Below are 16,482 nucleotides of genomic sequence, written 5' to 3'. Positions count from 1 at the left end.
TCCAACCTTCTGATCAACTTTCGTAGACTCTAACAAAACACCCATTGGCTGTTACAACTTTACAGACTGCTGAATTTATTAGAATTTTCAGCCTAAGAGGACAAAATATAGCTTGGTTTACTGGGGCAGGGGCTTCCGTTGCAGCAGGTCTTCCTTCTGCTTATGATATGACTTGGGACTTCAAACGAAGCATATTCTGCACAGAGCAAAACACACCCATTTCTCAGTACAGTAATTTAACTCCTGGTATAAAAAGCAAAATTCAGAGTTACTTTAATAGTCAACGAACAAGTAATAACCCCAATGATCCACCCTTAGAGGATAGTTTGGATGAGTACTCCTATTATTTTCAGCGGGCATATCCTGATATCGCACTTCGGAGCGAATACATTGAGCGAAAGTTAGCAAATGCCAAGCCCACTTATGGCTATAAGGTGATGGCTGTTTTAATGAGAATGTCAATGTTACGGTTTGTATTAACCACAAATTTTGACCGTTTAATTGAAGACGCTGCGGCTCTCGCCTACGAAAGTACTTCAAAATTACATGTTGCCTCGATTGACAATAACTACCAAGGATTGCCATATATACAAGGTCAGAGGACACCGGCTTTATTAAAACTTCACGGGGATTTTCATTCACTTTTCATGAAAAATACCGTAGAAGAATTACAACAACAAGATGAGAAGCTTCGATTAGCCTTTAAAAATACCTGTGAGAATTATGGATTTGCTTTCATAGGATATAGTGGCCGAGACAATTCCATTATGGAGGTACTTGAAGAAGCTTTAAAAACGACATCTCCCTTTCCCGCTGGTATATTCTGGTTTGTCAGAACTGGAAACAAAGTAATCGAAAGAGTAGCCTCATTTCTGGAAGCAGCTTCAACAAAAGGTGTATCAACGTATTTAGTTGAGATCGAATCATTTGAGGAGTGTTTCTCCTCTATTATTAAATTTTTACAAAACGTACCTGAGGACTCTAAAAAACTTTTAGAGAACAGTAATCGAAGATTAATACATCAGCCTATAGCCAATAAAGGCAAACATAACCCTATCCTCCGGCTGAACGCTCTTGAAATAAAAGATTACCCAAGTATTGCGCGACTTATTGAATGCGAATGTGGTAACACTAAAGAAATCCTGGAAGCCGTCAAGCAAGCAAAAGCCAACATATTGTGCATCCGAAAACAGCAGGGGGTTGTAGGATTTGGAGATGATAGGGAGTTCGACAGAGTTTTTCCTAAAAACCGCAAAAGCATTTATCCAATTGAAGAAAAACATTTTTCTTTTGATGATTCATCCATTAAGAATTTGGTAACCGAGGCTCTTCTTAATGCGCTAACAAGGAATCGTCCGCTACGATGGATAAGGAAGCGAAGCAACTATTACATTGTATTAGACCCACGTCAACTGAAACACAAAGAGTTAGATTCGCTGAATAATCTTACTTATAGCTCATATAATAAACCCGTCAAGCATGCCACTAATGGTTATATACCTGACACCCGGTTACAATGGGTAGATGCTTTACATATAACAATTACTCGAAAACAGAAATCTATCTACTTAGTACTTGAACCTACAATCCGGGTAGCAAGAGTTTTAGATACTGAACTCCGGTTTAAAAGTGCAGCTTTTGTTAAAGAAGCAATGGCAAAACGGCTGAATGGCCCTTACAACTTAATTCTTCAAGCTTGGATCGAAATTCTATTTGGGAGTAAAACCATTCAAGAAAAATCGTTTTATTCTTTTGGCGAACTATCCGGCATTGACGCTTCATTTACAATCAGTAACGTAACATCGTTCAGCCGTTATCTATGAGAGAGTTTTCAGGCAACAGTAGAATCACAGAGCCTAAACTTCTATTTAGTGCTCAAAACCCAGGAGCCGTCAGTATTCATCCTTTGGAAGGGTTATTAAGTTTCGGGCCATTCAGCCAAAACTTGGGCGGTCATGAATTTTTGGAGACGATACGTATAGCAGCTATTTATCCCGAAGGTTGTTATCAGACTATCAGAAACTTAATCTCAGAGTTAAATAATAACCACCAACCGGTTGAGCGAAAAGGTTACCTGAAACAGTATCCTGGCTTCAAATCTGTTTTTAAAAAGTCTTTAGATCTGTTGGATGAACAAAACTGTCTCAGCTTACCCGTTAACCTTATAAAAAACGTACCCCTTCCACATATCGTTTTAAGCCAAGAATTAGTAAAGGCGATCCGTCAAATGAGTAAGTTCATACTTGAATTTGATGTGCTTTACATATACCTCCCAGAGTTGTGGAATTCTGGCTTTCAAAATTCGGAAGAAGGTTTTGACTTGCATGATTACTTGAAAGCCATTACAGCCAGTTTTCGGATTCCCACTCAGATAATACGTGAAAACAGCGCGATAAAGTACAGGTGCCGGTGTAGTGTTGCTTGGCGTTTGTCCATCGCTACCTATGTAAAATCAGGTGGAATACCTTGGCGATTAAATACTTACGACGAAGATACCGCTGTTATCGGCTTAAGTTATGCCATGAGAATGGATGCCGTTACGGATAAACCCCAGTTTTTGACGTGTTGTAGCCAAGTATTCGATTCAGATGGCACTGGATTAGAATTTATAGCGTATCAAGCAGATGAATATTCAACGCAAGGTGAAAATCCTTTTTTAAGCAGGTACGAGATGCGTCGAGTAATGCAGCGTAGTTTAGAACTTTATTTGAGTCGGCATCCGGGTAGGACGCTAAAGCGAATCATTGTTCATAAGACCACCCCATTTAAAGCAGATGAGATTGAAGGCTGTTTTGATGCGTTTCCTAACACTCAAATAGAGTTATTACAGATTAAACAGAGTACACCTTGGAGAGCGATTAAGTTAGATTATCCAAAACAAGTCTCAAATTACCCTGTCAATCGAGGAACTTTCCTCCAAGTTGAGCCGAACGAAATTCTTCTGTGGACACAGGGGCTTATTCAATCAGATAACTGGAGTTTTTATAAAGAAGCTAAAGGTATTCCCAGCCCATTACATATCGTCCAGTTTGCAGGCTCTGACAGTTGGTATGAACACTGTAATATTATTATGGGCTTAACTAAAATGAACTGGAACCACGATGCGATCTATGATCGCCTACCAGTAACATTGGGGTATGCAACTACATTAGCCAGTACACTAAAAAGTCTACCTAAGCTGGGAAATCGCCCTTATGAATTCAAGTTTTTCATGTAAGACCTATCTCACTGATTCAAAGTATTTATATCCGTTAACGGAACCTCCTTCCGCACCCTCACCCGAACAGGCACCAGCGCAGCCGGGTCCTGATTGTTGGTGCCCACTAAGCGGTAATCTTGCTTCTGCTTCGCTCCTGACTTGTCGATTAGGCCCACCTCGATAGTGACGTTCTGCGCTTTGCGGGCCGACAAATAGCCCTCCAGTACCCGGTCGGCGGGTACGTTGGCGTAGATGGTCGTGTCGTACTCGTTCGTGAAATAGACTGTCCGGTTCGTCAGGGTGCGGGTGCTGCCATCCTCGGCACGGTAGGTCAGCGTATCGAAGCCAATTTCGTTGCGGGGCTGGCGCGGATCAGTAGGCCGAAAGACACGGAATGAGTAGTAGGCCCGCGTCGTCGGGAAATCGGGCGTGGGACCGTCCTGGTTGCATCCAGCCACAGCTAATGTAATTGAGCTGGCCACGATCAGGCCAGTCAATCTATGATGTTTCAAAGTATCCTCGTTGTTTAAGTCCAAAAAAGCAGCGAACTGTAGCCAGCATATCGGCTGAAGCGTCGTGCATTCCTTTCATTTTTTTGCCCGTCAGCAACTGGTACAGTTCGTCTAACCGTACTGGCTCCCGGTTGGGCGTTACCTTCGCACTGGCATCCATCGTGCAGAGCACCGGCCTGGTGGGGAACTCTCCTACCCGACCCGGACTATCCAGTCCGGGTTGCAATCGTTCAGCCCGTATAAACTCGGCTCCAATTACGCCGTAGTCCAAATCTATATTGTGTCCTACCCAGGCATCGGCTCGTTCCATAGCCGGGCGTAGCTGATTCAGCACGTCGGTCAATGGCTGCCCTTTCGTTTCGGCCTGCTCCGGCGTTATGCGGTGAATCTGCTGCGCTACTTTATTCCAGCGGTAGCCATCAGGTTTCACCAACGCATAGTGCCGGCATAGTTCCTTACCATCCTCCTCATACAATCCCCAGGCTACGGAAATAAGCCGGGGCCAGTTGGTCAGGTCAGTTACAGGTAGGTGATACGACTGCGGCAGGCCGTTGGTTTCGGTGTCGATGATTAAGTAGGTCATAGCGGATTATCCTCTCTTTCTTAACAAAAAATCGAGCAAAATCCGTCCACCAAACCACAATAGCACGAGCAGTAAAAATCCTAACAGATAAGGCATTGCGGCCTTCTCAATGCGTTCTGCTACGTTCATTTGCAGGAGAATCGACAGGTTCATCATCGCTTCATTCCGGTTGGAGTATTATGGCCGTTCGACAAAACAGGCATATCGAATTTGGGCATCATCTTCGGGCTTTCGGCGGGTTGGTTCTGCGCCACCTGCTGTTTGGCTTCGCCGGGCAGGGCGGGTAGTGTCAGTTTTTCATTCCGTTGTACGTCCTCCGTGAAGTCCTTATGGACGGGTAGCTTTATGGCAATCACCTCGTTCAAGCCTTTGGCCGCTACTAATTCGTTTTGTGTCCGGATCAGGTTCTGTCGGGTATTGGGCATCGAAACTTCAAACTCGGTACGGTTCCCCTGCCACCCCTTTACGCTGATGCGGGCCTCCGGCTCATCGTCTGGAGTATTTTTGTTGAGGGCCGTCGAAAACCGCTCGGTAAGTTGCTGCACCTGCTGTTTACCCGTCGCCTGATCGGGGTAGCTGACTGACACCGTTAACCGTAACTGGCTCGGTGTCGGCATGGACAATTGCGCCTGAATATTGTTGCTCTCTTCAACACCCGGATACCGCAACCGGCCAACGAGGTTGATGTTGTTGCGAAAACCGCCGTTATCGTTGTCGTTGGCCATCACAATCTGTTTGGGCTGGTAACGGTCGATTAGCTTCTGCACTGTATCGGGTGCGCCCGTTGACAGTTGACCTGCTGTACCAATGTACAACCTTTTTTCCCCTTCTACCGATGGTTTTAGCTGGTGAAAGCTCATTGCGTCAATAGGGTTTTCAGCGATGACCATCCGGTCCGCGCGGCCACCGGGTTCGATGACCTTCGGATTAGAAATCCAGATACCGTCACCGCGCGGCCCTTCAACCATTTTCAACCCATCGTTCCGCACGATGATGGCCACCGTTCCCTGCTCATTCTTGATTGGGAATACAGTATTAGTGTACTGCTTGCCCCGGCTGCGGTCGAAGTATGATCGGTTGAATACTGCGTTCTCAAACTCCGGTGCGTTAACCGTCGCCGGTGACAGCCCCCGTCCTCTCAGGTATGTGTCGTCAGTTAGCGGCTTCAGGTCGAAACTACGCACAACGGCCTGTTCGCGGGTAGGTGCCGGTTGATCGGCAGGCGGTGGGGTGGACGGTTGACCGCTGCCACGCGCCGGGCGTTGCTGCTGAGGCATCTCGCCCAAGTAACGTTGCAGGGTTTCGATGGTGTCTTTCCACTCTCCTGTACCGCGCCGATGCTGAAACTGCACGACCGACCCTTTATCATAGCCATCATTGGGGTTAAAATAGAGATCCACTCCACCCCGCTGATTTTTGTTGACCACAATCCGCTCACGTCCACCAGCGTCGTCTTTATACAGAGATACTGAATTGCCCCCACTACGTTGCCGGTCTTTGATATAGCCCTGATCCATTGCGTATTCGACTAAGTTGATACGCTGCTTAAACTCCTCAAAGTCAACCTTGCGCGGTTCATAAGTTGTCTGGTCTGTCTTCGACCGCTCTGGCTGACGAGCGATTCCCAATACACGCTCCTCTATATACGCAATGTCCTGTAAGTCTTTCGGTCGCCCGGCAGCTTTCTTACTGGCAACCAGATCGTGGGGCGAAACAACCGTGTAGTCGGTGCCGTCTTTAGTGCGGGCCGGAACACGGTTTGGGTGATGGTCGGGAAACTGACCCAGACCCGGTACGTCCTTGTGAATGTCGATCCGATACGGGTTTCGCCCGAAATACACAATTTTATCATCGGTAAAATCGCGGGGGTGCATATTGGCCCCCAAGAACTCTTTAACCGACGATACCATCTTATTGGCGTTGTCAGCCGATGGATTTATCCAAACATCAATGTCATCGGCCTTGCGGGTACTACCGTAGGATTGGACTGCTTTTCCCCCGATGACAACATACTCCACTTGGTGCCTATTGAGCACCTGCAAAAACTCCTCCTGATCGCGGGTCATTGATTAATTCGGTGCTGTTGCTAATTGCCTTCTTCTCTCTCCTCTTCTTCCTTCATAATGGCAAAATCTTCGCGGCTCAACTTGCCTATAATCCACGGCTCTTCAGCAGGTTTCTCGGCGAAGCCGTACCGCTCAATGGTTTCCTCCCGAATGGCATCGAAGTCCACTACAAGGGCTTCGGGCGTTACCGTGACGTGCGGTCCTAACTTATCTCCTTGTATATTCTCCATAAAGTCGATTGATTTAAAACCCAAAATTACACCTAAATAGAGACATTTTTAGGTTTTAGCTAATGGTTTTTTCAACAGAAAGCAGGTTGGCGACTGCAACATCATCAAGACCTAAAATCGTCGCGCAATCCAGCACAATGCTATCCATGTTCAACTGTAAATCGTGCTGCCCGGAGAAATTGGGTAGGTTTTTGATAGGCTGCTCATCTGGTTCGAGTGCGATCCGTCCCCAAAAACGGCCCTGCTTCGACTCGACGGTGAAGCCGATAAATTCGCCTTTGTCAAATTCATGCAAGTCTTCGGGGTTGACAATCGGGCGTTCTTGTTTGCGGTAACTGATGGTGCTGCGGCCCCGTTGCGGCTGGTGTCGCCCGTCGAACAGGCTGCCGAGGTCAAACGCAGGGCTATTGTCACGGGATTCTTCCGGCGTGATAACCTCATGTTTGCCGATCAACTGACTGACGTATTTGGCGGTTTCTGCGCTCGACACAGCTCCATAGAACTGGTTGCTGAGGGTTCCCAAAATCATCTGGCTTTCCTTCTCGCCGTAGTACTTGCGAACCTGCGATAAATCCTGACACATATATACCGTCGCAATCTGCGAACTACGGCCCGTAGCGGGGATCTGCTCGAAGTTGGGTATGTAGATGGTAGGGGCCTCGTCCAGCAACAGAATAGAATGGTGCTTGCCCTGCCGGTTCATGCGCTTCAGGGCGACCGTACTGTATAGCCCCAATAATGGCCGTAGTGAATCCATCACTTCGCGGTCGCCACCCAAACACAGGAAAATTGGCTTATCGGGGTTGTTGAGGTCCATGCTGAATCCCTCGTCAGTAGCCGACATGACCCAGAACACTTCGGGCGTGGCCAGCTTTGCCAGTGTGTTCTGCAACGTACCTACAACTCCTGATAGCTGATCGGCGGACTTGTTACCGATAGCTGTAATAACACTCATTACATAGCTCAAACATTCTGAGTCGCTTCCGAGAAGAGTCATCAGTTTGTCATAGGGCATTTTTGTGATTAGCGTTACCACATGCGGTAAAGTACATTGGGCCGGATGGTGCTTTCGTAAGTACCAAATCAGACCCGTTAAGACCGCCGTGCAGGAACGCGACCAAAAGTCTTGCTTCTCTATGATTTCTTGTTGCAGATTTTTGAGCAATGCGAGAGCGTATTCTTCTGCGTAGGTGATAGTCGGCAAGTTATCCGGCGCAATCGGGTTGAGCCGGTGCGTCCGGTTCATATCCTGAAAATTGAGGATACAGAAGCGCGTCGTTGCAGTAGGGTTCAGCTTGCGGTAGTGGTAGGCATACTTTGTCAGCTCAGGAAACTTGACATCGTAAAGGATACCGCAATAGTTCTGCGCGAGGGCCTGCCGGATAAACGGCTTGGCCAACGACTCCGATTTCCCGGAACCGGGACCACCCGTAATGAACACTCCCCGAAATGGGTTAGGTATTTTGATCCAGCCGCCCGACATCGTGCGAAACTGGAACCCTTTTTTTGATACACCGGCTTTCCGGTCTTCAGTAATCGGTCGCTTGGGCTGTGGGCGCAATAGCCAGAACCCGACACCGATGCCAAACAGGGTGCTTACCCCCGCCCCTACCGGCACAATGTAAGCGAATTGGTACGGAAACCGGTGTGCCATACCCAACAGGGCTACACCGACAAGGTAGCCTAACAGTGCCACGAGCTGTACTTTCATCGACGGGCGTTTGTCCTTTCGTAATTCTCGGTAGCTTTTAGTGTCGTCGGGTAAGGCGAAGGCCATCGGGATCACCAAGGCAAACAGCATCCGAAAGAGCCAACCGCCTTTCATGTATAGATTCAACAATTTGGTGTACCAGGCTGCATCACTCGGCGCAACGTGCAAGAGTAAAAAGTATTCCCCTCCTATCAGCAGGGCGACGAGGGAGACCAATAATAGTACGGCGTTACGGTTCTGGTTCATCGAATCATTTGTTGGGTCAAGCGTATCAGTGTAGGTAGCACTTGGCAAAACGAGACTTTATCGCCGACGTTTCAATCGCCGACGGTAATCGTCGTCCTGAGTGCGGGCGTGTTCCCCTGTTTCCGGTACACCCTCGAATCGGAGCGCACTGATCAGCGGGCTTAGGTCGGTACGGCTTGGTTTAACTTCCTGTTTGTTGGTTGATTTCGTTAGTTCTGTTTTGGCTGAATTACTGGCCAACGGCTTCGGTTCGGCTGAAGCAGTGTTAACCCGTCTGGTTTTTTCTTCAACTGGGGCAATTAGTTTTGTCGATACTGACTGACGGTTCGTAGCTCGTTCAGATTGAGTTCCAATGGTTGGGATATACGATTGAATAGCCTGTCTATCTCCTGCCTGATGCCGGGCGTTTTTTGATTTCGGCTCAGTCGCTGAATTCAGCCGGTCATATGCCTGGTTAGCCGTAAAGATGCTCCCCTGCTTTATCCCCCGCTCTACCTGACTCATGCCTTTCCAGAAATCAGTTGAATACGCATGGTGTCGGCCAATGGCCATCATTCGTTCGCGGTCAAGAGACAAGCCCGCTCGATCCAGCCGGGCGATCTGCTTTTCTAACCGCTCCTGATGTTGTTTCTCTGTTACCGTTGTCTTGTAGCCAAACGTTTGCTCAAAGTCCCTGTGATTCTTTTGAAGCCAGGCTTTGTAATTAAACTGGCTACTGCCGGCATCAGGATGTAGTGATCTGCTCATGGTTTTATCCCGCGCCGATACGATGACATGAATGTGCGTTTGCTCCCCCTCCTTTCGCTGCCGGGATTGCGCTTGCCCTGTCTGTACGGCATCGTCCAACCCTGAATAATGGCGGCTCCTATGAATAGTCGCGTACCAGACAAGGTTGTCACTCGTCAACGGCTCTCTACGCTTCCGGGTAAAGTTGGCCGCGTAGTTTTCCATCACCTGACGGGTGTACACCTGCAACTTGTCGGGATCATCGTTCAGATGCCTTATCTCATCCTGGCTTGGCGAAATGACTAAGGAATGAAACAGGGGTTTGCCTTTCTGCACTCCTTTTACGTTTGCGTCGATGCGTTCCTGAACTTCCTCGGCTCGGATACCCTCGCGTTGCTGGTCGAAAAAGATAGCCTTATCCGACTGCTTTTCTTCCCGCGTTTCGTGTTCGAGATAGTTGACTAAAAAATGGGACGAGCCAGCATTTGAGTAGATGCCTCCCTTACTGGCTGGCAGTACACGAATCACCATGCAATTAGTATATCATTTTACTGTGATACCAATATTTTAATAATTCAACAGTACAGTATCATAGTGTATCAATATTTCTGCATCAATTCGTCGTACCGCTCCTGATACCGTTTAGCCGCCCACGTCTGGATTTCGGCTAAATCGTCGGGGGCATCGCGGTACTGATGAAACAGAAGATTCAGCACCAAATCACTCGTCAGGTAACTGAACAAACTCATCTCTTTGATAAATTTTAGATCGGTCGGTGGCTCTGCTGCACCGGGCAATTCCGACTGCTCCAAGCGAGCATCTACTTTTTCAAGATGCTGCCTGACCGGTTCCATGTACCACTTTTCGTGGCTTTGCAGATACGTAATGATCCGGTCGGTGGTGCGGACGACGGTTTCCTTCAACGGGTTCTTGTCGTCCTCCCGGCTGGGGTCGTATCCTAACTCGATGTAATGGTCAACGGCCTTGCTTAGATACTCGTTGAGCGTAATTTTTTGAGGTTTGCCTGGCCCTTTTTTTCGGGCCAACTTCTGGTTTAATTTCTTGACCTGATCGCGGGCGCGTTGAGCCACTTCCGCGTCAATCTTCACAGTTTCTCGCTCCATCTAAAAATCAGGCACTTACGGTGTAAAGTGTACAACTTCGATAAGATAACTAACTGTATGACAGCAGCTTAATATATTATCTGTACACTATTTTAAAATATTGAGTCGTCTATTGATTTGGCAATCAATGGGTTATGAGTTTCTATCTTGCTATCGACAAAAAAGCAAAATAGCTACTGCTCCTATTGACTCAATAGGCTAACGAAATTACATGAATTTGATGATTTACTGAAACGGGTAGCGCGTGAAAGTAAACACCCGTGTTTAGTCGATGCAATACGCTATTGACTCCATGAACTGCCCAACTAACTCCAGGTCTTCTATCCGCCAGGTATCCGGGTGGTCTCGTCGTCGGGCCAAATCCCGGTAATGTTGCAGATTTAGTAGTCGGCGGTATTGAACTAACGGTACGTGTGAATCCTGTAGGCAGTTATAAATGTTATCCCGCACCTCAATGAATTCTCTGTACTGTGTCATTTCCTCTTGGGTACCGAATCGCTCAAGAAGTAAGCGAACATCCTGATACGAAAACCTCCGCTCACCCCGCCGTTTTGTGTAGTAGTTGGTTAGGCTCAATCCTAAATAAGCGGCTATTTCTGGGTGTTCCAAATCCTGTTTCAAATAGCCATCAACCCGCTTCAATAAACCCTGATAGGTTCTGACAATATCAATTAATTTACGCTTGACGGGGGAAACAGCCGTTAGCATGAACAGCAAAGATTAGTGATTTGGAACTGTAAAGAACAGACAAAATCACGTAAACCCTTTGTTTAAATCGTTTAAACGGTATTTTTCTTGTTATAACGTTACCTAAACGGAGTAAAATGATTAAAAAATATAATAGTATGCTAAGATAGTATGATAACAATATTATACTATCTTAGCATAAAACGGCTACGTCTCCTCAGTTTCTTCAGCAATCTGAATCATTTTTTTAAAGTCGTCCGGGGGTATATGCGTCCAATCGGGATGCCGAAAAGCCTTGCCATCGGCAAAGTCGAACCTAACCAAATCAGTCGTCTGATCTGGCCGACCGGGACGGTATTGCTCGATAAAAATCATCCGTTGCGGATTGATTCCGTATTGCCTGACCACCTCGTTAGCAATCTCGGCACAGGCGTTCGTAACGCTCATGCCTTTGTCGATGTCTGTTGCGATCACAATGCCCGATTGCCGATAAATGGTAATCTGGCATTCGCTCGGATACCGATTTGGGGCAATGAATTTCATGTTGTACTGTTCCATTGTTCTAAAAATTTGTCCTACTGCCCACCTCTGAAAAGGCAGGCAGTAGGGGAGAGGTTTAGGCTTCGTATTGCGGGTTGAGGTTCTGAATGTAGTTAGCGGCCTTCTGTGCTTTCTGGGCGGCTTCAAAGAAAAACCGTTTGTCTCCCCGTAGCTTGTTCAGCCAGCCACTAATATAGGCACTACTGTTGTCGATGGTAATGGCACTGATGCCGGTAACGCCACAGAGGTAAGCCGCGCCTAACTCGGCGGTTAACTCTTCTTTGCTGTACGTCTGCGAACCGAATGAAGCCATTTCGGAAATCTCGGCCCGGTTTAATCGGCTGCTGTGGCCGGTTGCGTGTACCAGTTCATGAAATAGGACACTGTAATAATCCTCTGCTTTCTTGAAGTTCTGCGCGGGGGCCATGTTCACCACATCTAAAAACGGCGTGTAGTAGCACCGCGCCGGGTCATTACTCACCACATGGGGGCAGTTTGGCATCTGGTCAACAATTCGCTGACACGCATCAATGACAACCGGCTCCGGCTTCTGTTCCGGGTCTTTAATCTCTACGGGTAGCGTGGTATCCTCAATATTGAACACTCGGTAGTACCGTAGTACCAATTTATCCTCTTCCTTGCCCTTTTCCCCTTTCACCCTGATTGGTTTCCAGAAAACAATGGGTAAACTGGCTGCCCCTGTTTTTACCATGCCGCCCAACTCCTTTACTTGATTGAAGGTCAGAAACATCGGTGTACGGTAGGGGGTAAGAGCCAATAGGAAAGCGTTAACGCCGGTATAAGGGCGTTTCGTTGCGTAGTTGTGGGGTACGGTGTATTGCTGTCCTTCTACAATAGCCACTTTCCACGGCTTGCGCCAGGGCAAAACGCCTTTCTCTAATTGCTTAACTACCTGTTCATTGATGAATTCATAAATGTCAAATTTGGCTTCTTTCTGTGCGCTCATAATGCTGTTGTTTCTGCGTTGACTACAGGACTAATTTACGCATTATATCATTATAATAATATATTGAAATAGCAGTATAACGATAAAGCTGGTCTTTTTCTTCCCTTCAATTCTATAACAAAAACGAACATCCGCGCGGGGCCTTTTCGGCCTGGCGCGTCCTATTTCTCGCCGTGGCCCCTTTCCGGGGCGACGGTACACTTCACACCGTCCGCAAAATTTTATGATACTGGTATACCAGTTTACCAGTTAACTGGTATATTTAAACTTAAATACGACCGTTTAGAACCCTAATGCTTCCAGCCACAAACCAGCCAGGCGATTACATCGAGCTACTTGAAAAGCTGAAAAGCGAGATTCGTACAACCCAACTACGGGCAACTATAGCAGCCAACGCCGAATTTCTGGGCCTGTACTGGGCATAACCAAACAAAAAGGGCAAATTTTTCACTTGTACCTAAAAAACAAGAATCGACTACTTAATTAGCTTGGACGCGTTGTCTTTAAATAGTTTATACAAACGAGCGTAATTTGAGAATAAGTAAGTAGATGGTTACTTGCTTAAGAAAGCGTAATCTCGTCTTTTGTTCACATGTATACGAGCGTATACATGTGAACAAAAGACTGTTCCTTTCCGGCTATCGTTCGTATCTTTGCGCCTTGAAATTGTGGCGGATTATATGGGCAATATATGTGCTGGTGCTTTCAGGGCTACCCTGCGAAGCTTTTTGCTCCGATGAGCCCACCACTGAACAAACTTTACCCGCAGACGATCATCGCCATGATGCCGGTTGTTCGCCCTTCTGCCTCTGTGCTACCTGTCCAGGCTGCACCCTGCCGCAAGCTCCGCAATTAATCGGTGCAATCATGGCCGTTTCACCCTTCATTCTGGCAGTGCTGACTTCTTACCAGGCTCCGCATACGCTCGATGTACCGGGGCGGATCTGGCAACCTCCCCGTTTGGGTTAGCTCTCTTTTTGTTCGTTCTGGTCGGCCTCTGACTGGCCGGGCGACTATTGCTAACTAAAAAACATCTCTTTCATGAAATCGCTCATTGTGTCACTCTGGTTGACACTCTCCACAATACCCATAGCCTGGGGGCAAAGCTCCCTGCGCGTTTTGATTCAGGATGCCGAAACCCACAAACCCTTGATCGGGGCAACCGCCCTGCTAAATCCTGGCCGGATCGGGGCCGCTGCGGATACCTCCGGGCGGCTGGTGCTGGCCGTCCCAACAGCGGGGCGCTATGCGCTCACCTGTTCCTTTGTCGGCTATGAAAGCCAAACCGATAGCCTGACGCTTCCCGGTAATGATTCCCTGGTCGTGAAACTCCGGCAAGTCGAAGGGGAAGAACTCGAAGAAGTGGTGGTGACTTCGACGCGCAGCAATCGCAGCATTAATGACATTCCCACCCGGATCGAAGCCATTACCGGCGAAGAACTGGAAGAAAAGGCTAATATGCGACCGGGTGACATTCGGATGCAGCTCAACGAAAGCACTGGCATTCAGGTACAGCAAACTTCGCCCGTATCAGCGAACGCGAACATTCGCATTCAGGGCTTGGATGGGCGGTACACCCAGATTTTACAGGATGGTTTGCCACTCTATTCTGGCTTTGCCGCTGGCTTGAGCATTTTACAAATTCCTCCGCTAAATCTGCGGCAGGTCGAAGTCATCAAAGGCTCGGCATCGACGCTCTACGGGGGCGGGGCCATTGCGGGCCTGGTCAACCTGATTACCAAACGACCAACCGCCGAACGGGAGCTTAGTTTTATGCTCAATGGCACCACGGCGCGGGGCCTCGACCTGAGCGGTTTTTGGGGTCAGAAGTGGGAAAAGATTGGCGTAACCATGTTCACGGCCCGCAACACCCAACGCGAGTACGATCCCGGCAAAACCGGATTTTCCGCTTTGCCTAACTACGAGCGCTATACGGTCAATCCCCGGCTTTACGTCTACCTCAATCCTACGGCTACGCTGACGGTGGGGGCAATGGGTAATTGGGAAAACCGCATCGGCGGAGATATGCAAGTGCTTGATGGCCGAACCGATAACACCCATCAATATTTCGAGCGTAACCGTTCGGATCGGCTGGCCTCACAGCTCCAATTCGATAAGCGTTTTGAGCGTTCTATTCTGACGCTAAAAAACAGCGTGAGTTACTTCAACCGGGTTATTTCGCAACCCGATTATCGCTTTGCCGGTCACCAGGTGGCCAGCTTCACGGAAGCCAGTTACACCCATACCGGTACGCGGGCGGAATGGATCGGAGGGGGCAATCTCTGGACCGAACAGTTTACCGAAGATGGGGCCGGGCAGGGGGCATCCAGCCTGGGACGCAATTACCAATACGTGACGATGGGAGCCTTCGCCCAAAATGATTACACGGTGCGTCCCTGGCTTACATTAGAAACGGGATTGCGGGGAGACTATCATAACCGATTCGGCTTCTTTGCGCTGCCAAGGGTGTCAGCCCTGTTCAAACTGTCCGACCGTTTGACCTCCCGGCTTGGTGGGGGGTTGGGTTATAAAGCACCGACCATCTTTACCGAAGATGCCGAAAGCGTCGCCTTTCGCAACGTACGCCCGATTGATCAAGCTACTGCTCAGGCAGAAACGTCCATTGGGGGTAATTTTGATGTAAATTATCGCACGACCTTGTTCGATATCATCGATGTGTCGATCAATCAGCTTTTCTTTTATACCAAGCTGAATCATGCCCTAGTGCTGGATATTCCGGCCATTATTACACCTGGACCAAGTACGGCCGGGTATCAATTCACCAACGCCAACGGGCCAATCGACAGTCGGGGGCTGGAAACCAATCTGCGCCTGAGCTATGAAGCCTTTAAGCTTTATGCTGGCTATAGTTTGGTGGATACGCGTAGACGTTACAGCGGGGCCGAATTTAATAGTGCCATTCCGCTAACGGCCAAACACCGGGTGAATCTGGTTGCGGTGTACGAATTGGAAGGTAAATTTCGGTTAGGCCTGGAAGCCTACTACATTGGTCCCAAACCGCTTTCGACCGGGGAGACTTCGCGTTCTTACTGGCTGATGGGCCTCATGGGTGAACGCCGATGGAAGCACTTTAGCGTGTTTGTCAACTTTGAAAACATGCTTGATATCCGTCAGGATCGTTACCAGGCTGTCATTCTCCCTCCCCTCAACCGACCTTCCTTCCGGGAGGTATGGGCCCCTTTAGAAGGATTCGTGGCCAATGGTGGGCTTAAATTATTTCTCCATTAAAGCTCAATCTAATCATGGAAGCACTTGTTATGGGCAGTTTGACGCTTAGCCTGCTTCATGCATTGATTCCCAGCCATTGGCTTCCATTTGTAACCATCGGCCAAACGGAACGGTGGAGTCTTCAGCAAACGTTGATCATAACGGCTATTGCGGGACTGGCGCATACCGTCAGCACAACGCTGCTGGGCGTATTGGTAAGTTTGGCGGGATGGCAGTTGGCGGAGAATTACCACGACCTTTCGGAAAAGGCCATTCCTTTGCTCCTGCTCGCGTTGGGTGTATGGTATTTGATGCAACATCTGCGCCATCGTCATGTACATGACCACATCGACGCCGGATTGGTACGCAAGGCACGTTCATTTTCAGCACTGCTTTTGTCGCTGGGGCTAGCCATGTTTCTATCGCCCTGTCTGGAAATTGAAGCCTATTTTCTTAGTGCGGGAGCAAAAGGCTGGGAGGTAGTCTTGTTGGTCGCGCTGATCTATAACGTGGTTACCTTAACGGGGATGCTTCTGATGGTGACCCTAGGACGACGGAGTTTACAACAGATTAACCCACATTGGTTTGAACATAACGAAAACCTGATTACCGGTCTGACGCTTTTTGGGCTGGCAGTACTTAACTTTTTTATTGAATTCTAAA

15 protein-coding genes are annotated in these 16,482 nt (G+C 48.2%); 5 read left to right on the top strand and 10 right to left on the bottom strand.

The genetic code is table 11. From position 1 onward, the window contains the following. Nucleotides 1-44: 44 nt before the first annotated feature. Both DYU11_RS32115 and DYU11_RS32110 read left to right on the top strand, forming a co-directional pair. Complete coding sequence (locus DYU11_RS32115) at nt 45-1,823, top strand: SIR2 family NAD-dependent protein deacylase (RefSeq protein ID WP_119671847.1); 1,779 nt, start codon at nt 45-47, stop codon at nt 1,821-1,823. Then, complete coding sequence (locus DYU11_RS32110; RefSeq protein WP_119671846.1) at nt 1,820-3,217, top strand: argonaute/piwi family protein; 1,398 nt, start codon at nt 1,820-1,822, stop codon at nt 3,215-3,217. The genes DYU11_RS32115 and DYU11_RS32110 overlap by 4 nt, the downstream gene beginning before the upstream one ends. Before the next feature lie 8 nt (nt 3,218-3,225). On the opposite strand, the gene DYU11_RS32105 is transcribed toward DYU11_RS32110, so the two are convergent. The 10 genes from DYU11_RS32105 to DYU11_RS32060 all read right to left on the bottom strand — a co-directional run bounded on the left by DYU11_RS32105 (nt 3,226) and on the right by DYU11_RS32060 (nt 12,591). Then, complete coding sequence (locus DYU11_RS32105) at nt 3,226-3,657, bottom strand: hypothetical protein (protein ID WP_229366160.1); 432 nt, start codon at nt 3,655-3,657, stop codon at nt 3,226-3,228. Between the two features lie 40 nt (nt 3,658-3,697). Beyond that, a complete protein-coding gene (locus tag DYU11_RS32100; RefSeq protein ID WP_119671845.1) occupies nt 3,698-4,294 on the bottom strand; it encodes a 3'-5' exonuclease in 597 nt (198 codons plus the stop codon). A gap of 152 nt (nt 4,295-4,446) precedes the next feature. Then, a complete protein-coding gene (locus tag DYU11_RS32095) occupies nt 4,447-6,360 on the bottom strand; it encodes a nucleotidyltransferase (RefSeq protein WP_119671844.1) in 1,914 nt (637 codons plus the stop codon). A 20-nt stretch (nt 6,361-6,380) separates the two neighbouring features. After that, nucleotides 6,381-6,590 (bottom strand): hypothetical protein, encoded by a 210-nt coding sequence (locus DYU11_RS32090; protein WP_119671861.1) that lies wholly within the window; start codon nt 6,588-6,590, stop codon nt 6,381-6,383. A gap of 55 nt (nt 6,591-6,645) precedes the next feature. Then, nucleotides 6,646-8,547 (bottom strand): type IV secretory system conjugative DNA transfer family protein, encoded by a 1,902-nt coding sequence (locus DYU11_RS32085; RefSeq protein WP_119671843.1) that lies wholly within the window; start codon nt 8,545-8,547, stop codon nt 6,646-6,648. A 57-nt stretch (nt 8,548-8,604) separates the two neighbouring features. Next, on the bottom strand, nt 8,605-9,804 hold the full coding sequence (locus DYU11_RS32080) for a DUF5712 family protein (protein ID WP_119671842.1): 1,200 nt from the start codon (nt 9,802-9,804) through the stop codon (nt 8,605-8,607). Between the two features lie 68 nt (nt 9,805-9,872). After that, complete coding sequence (locus DYU11_RS32075) at nt 9,873-10,397, bottom strand: TrbG/VirB9 family P-type conjugative transfer protein (protein WP_119671841.1); 525 nt, start codon at nt 10,395-10,397, stop codon at nt 9,873-9,875. Between the two features lie 264 nt (nt 10,398-10,661). Next, nucleotides 10,662-11,105 carry a hypothetical protein gene (locus tag DYU11_RS32070; RefSeq protein ID WP_119671840.1) on the bottom strand — a complete coding sequence of 148 codons (444 nt, stop codon included), beginning with the start codon at nt 11,103-11,105 and terminating at the stop codon, nt 10,662-10,664. 186 nt (nt 11,106-11,291) lie between these two features. Then, nucleotides 11,292-11,642: a hypothetical protein gene (locus DYU11_RS32065; protein ID WP_119671839.1), complete on the bottom strand. Its 351-nt coding sequence runs from the start codon at nt 11,640-11,642 to the stop codon at nt 11,292-11,294. Nucleotides 11,643-11,700: 58 nt separating this feature from the next. Beyond that, on the bottom strand, nt 11,701-12,591 hold the full coding sequence (locus DYU11_RS32060; RefSeq protein ID WP_119671838.1) for an ArdC family protein: 891 nt from the start codon (nt 12,589-12,591) through the stop codon (nt 11,701-11,703). 293 nt (nt 12,592-12,884) lie between these two features. Here DYU11_RS32060 and DYU11_RS33895 point away from each other — a divergent pair, with 293 nt between their 5' ends. From DYU11_RS33895 to DYU11_RS32045, 3 genes are all read left to right on the top strand, one after another. Then, a complete protein-coding gene (locus tag DYU11_RS33895; protein WP_262697206.1) occupies nt 12,885-13,016 on the top strand; it encodes a hypothetical protein in 132 nt (43 codons plus the stop codon). A 616-nt stretch (nt 13,017-13,632) separates the two neighbouring features. Continuing rightward, nucleotides 13,633-15,840, top strand: coding sequence for a TonB-dependent receptor (locus DYU11_RS32050; RefSeq protein WP_119671837.1), 2,208 nt, complete (start codon nt 13,633-13,635; stop codon nt 15,838-15,840). Between the two features lie 14 nt (nt 15,841-15,854). Beyond that, the gene (locus DYU11_RS32045; RefSeq protein WP_119671836.1) at nt 15,855-16,481 is read left to right on the top strand and encodes a hypothetical protein; all 627 of its coding nucleotides are present in this window, start codon (nt 15,855-15,857) and stop codon (nt 16,479-16,481) included. Nucleotide 16,482 lies beyond the last annotated feature (1 nt).

This window comes from Fibrisoma montanum, assembly GCF_003583365.1.
GTDB classification, from domain to species: Bacteria; Bacteroidota; Bacteroidia; order Cytophagales; family Spirosomataceae; genus Fibrisoma; species Fibrisoma montanum.
The sequence above is the reverse complement of the archived record's forward strand: the minus strand, read 5'-3'. Positions and strand labels throughout refer to the sequence as shown.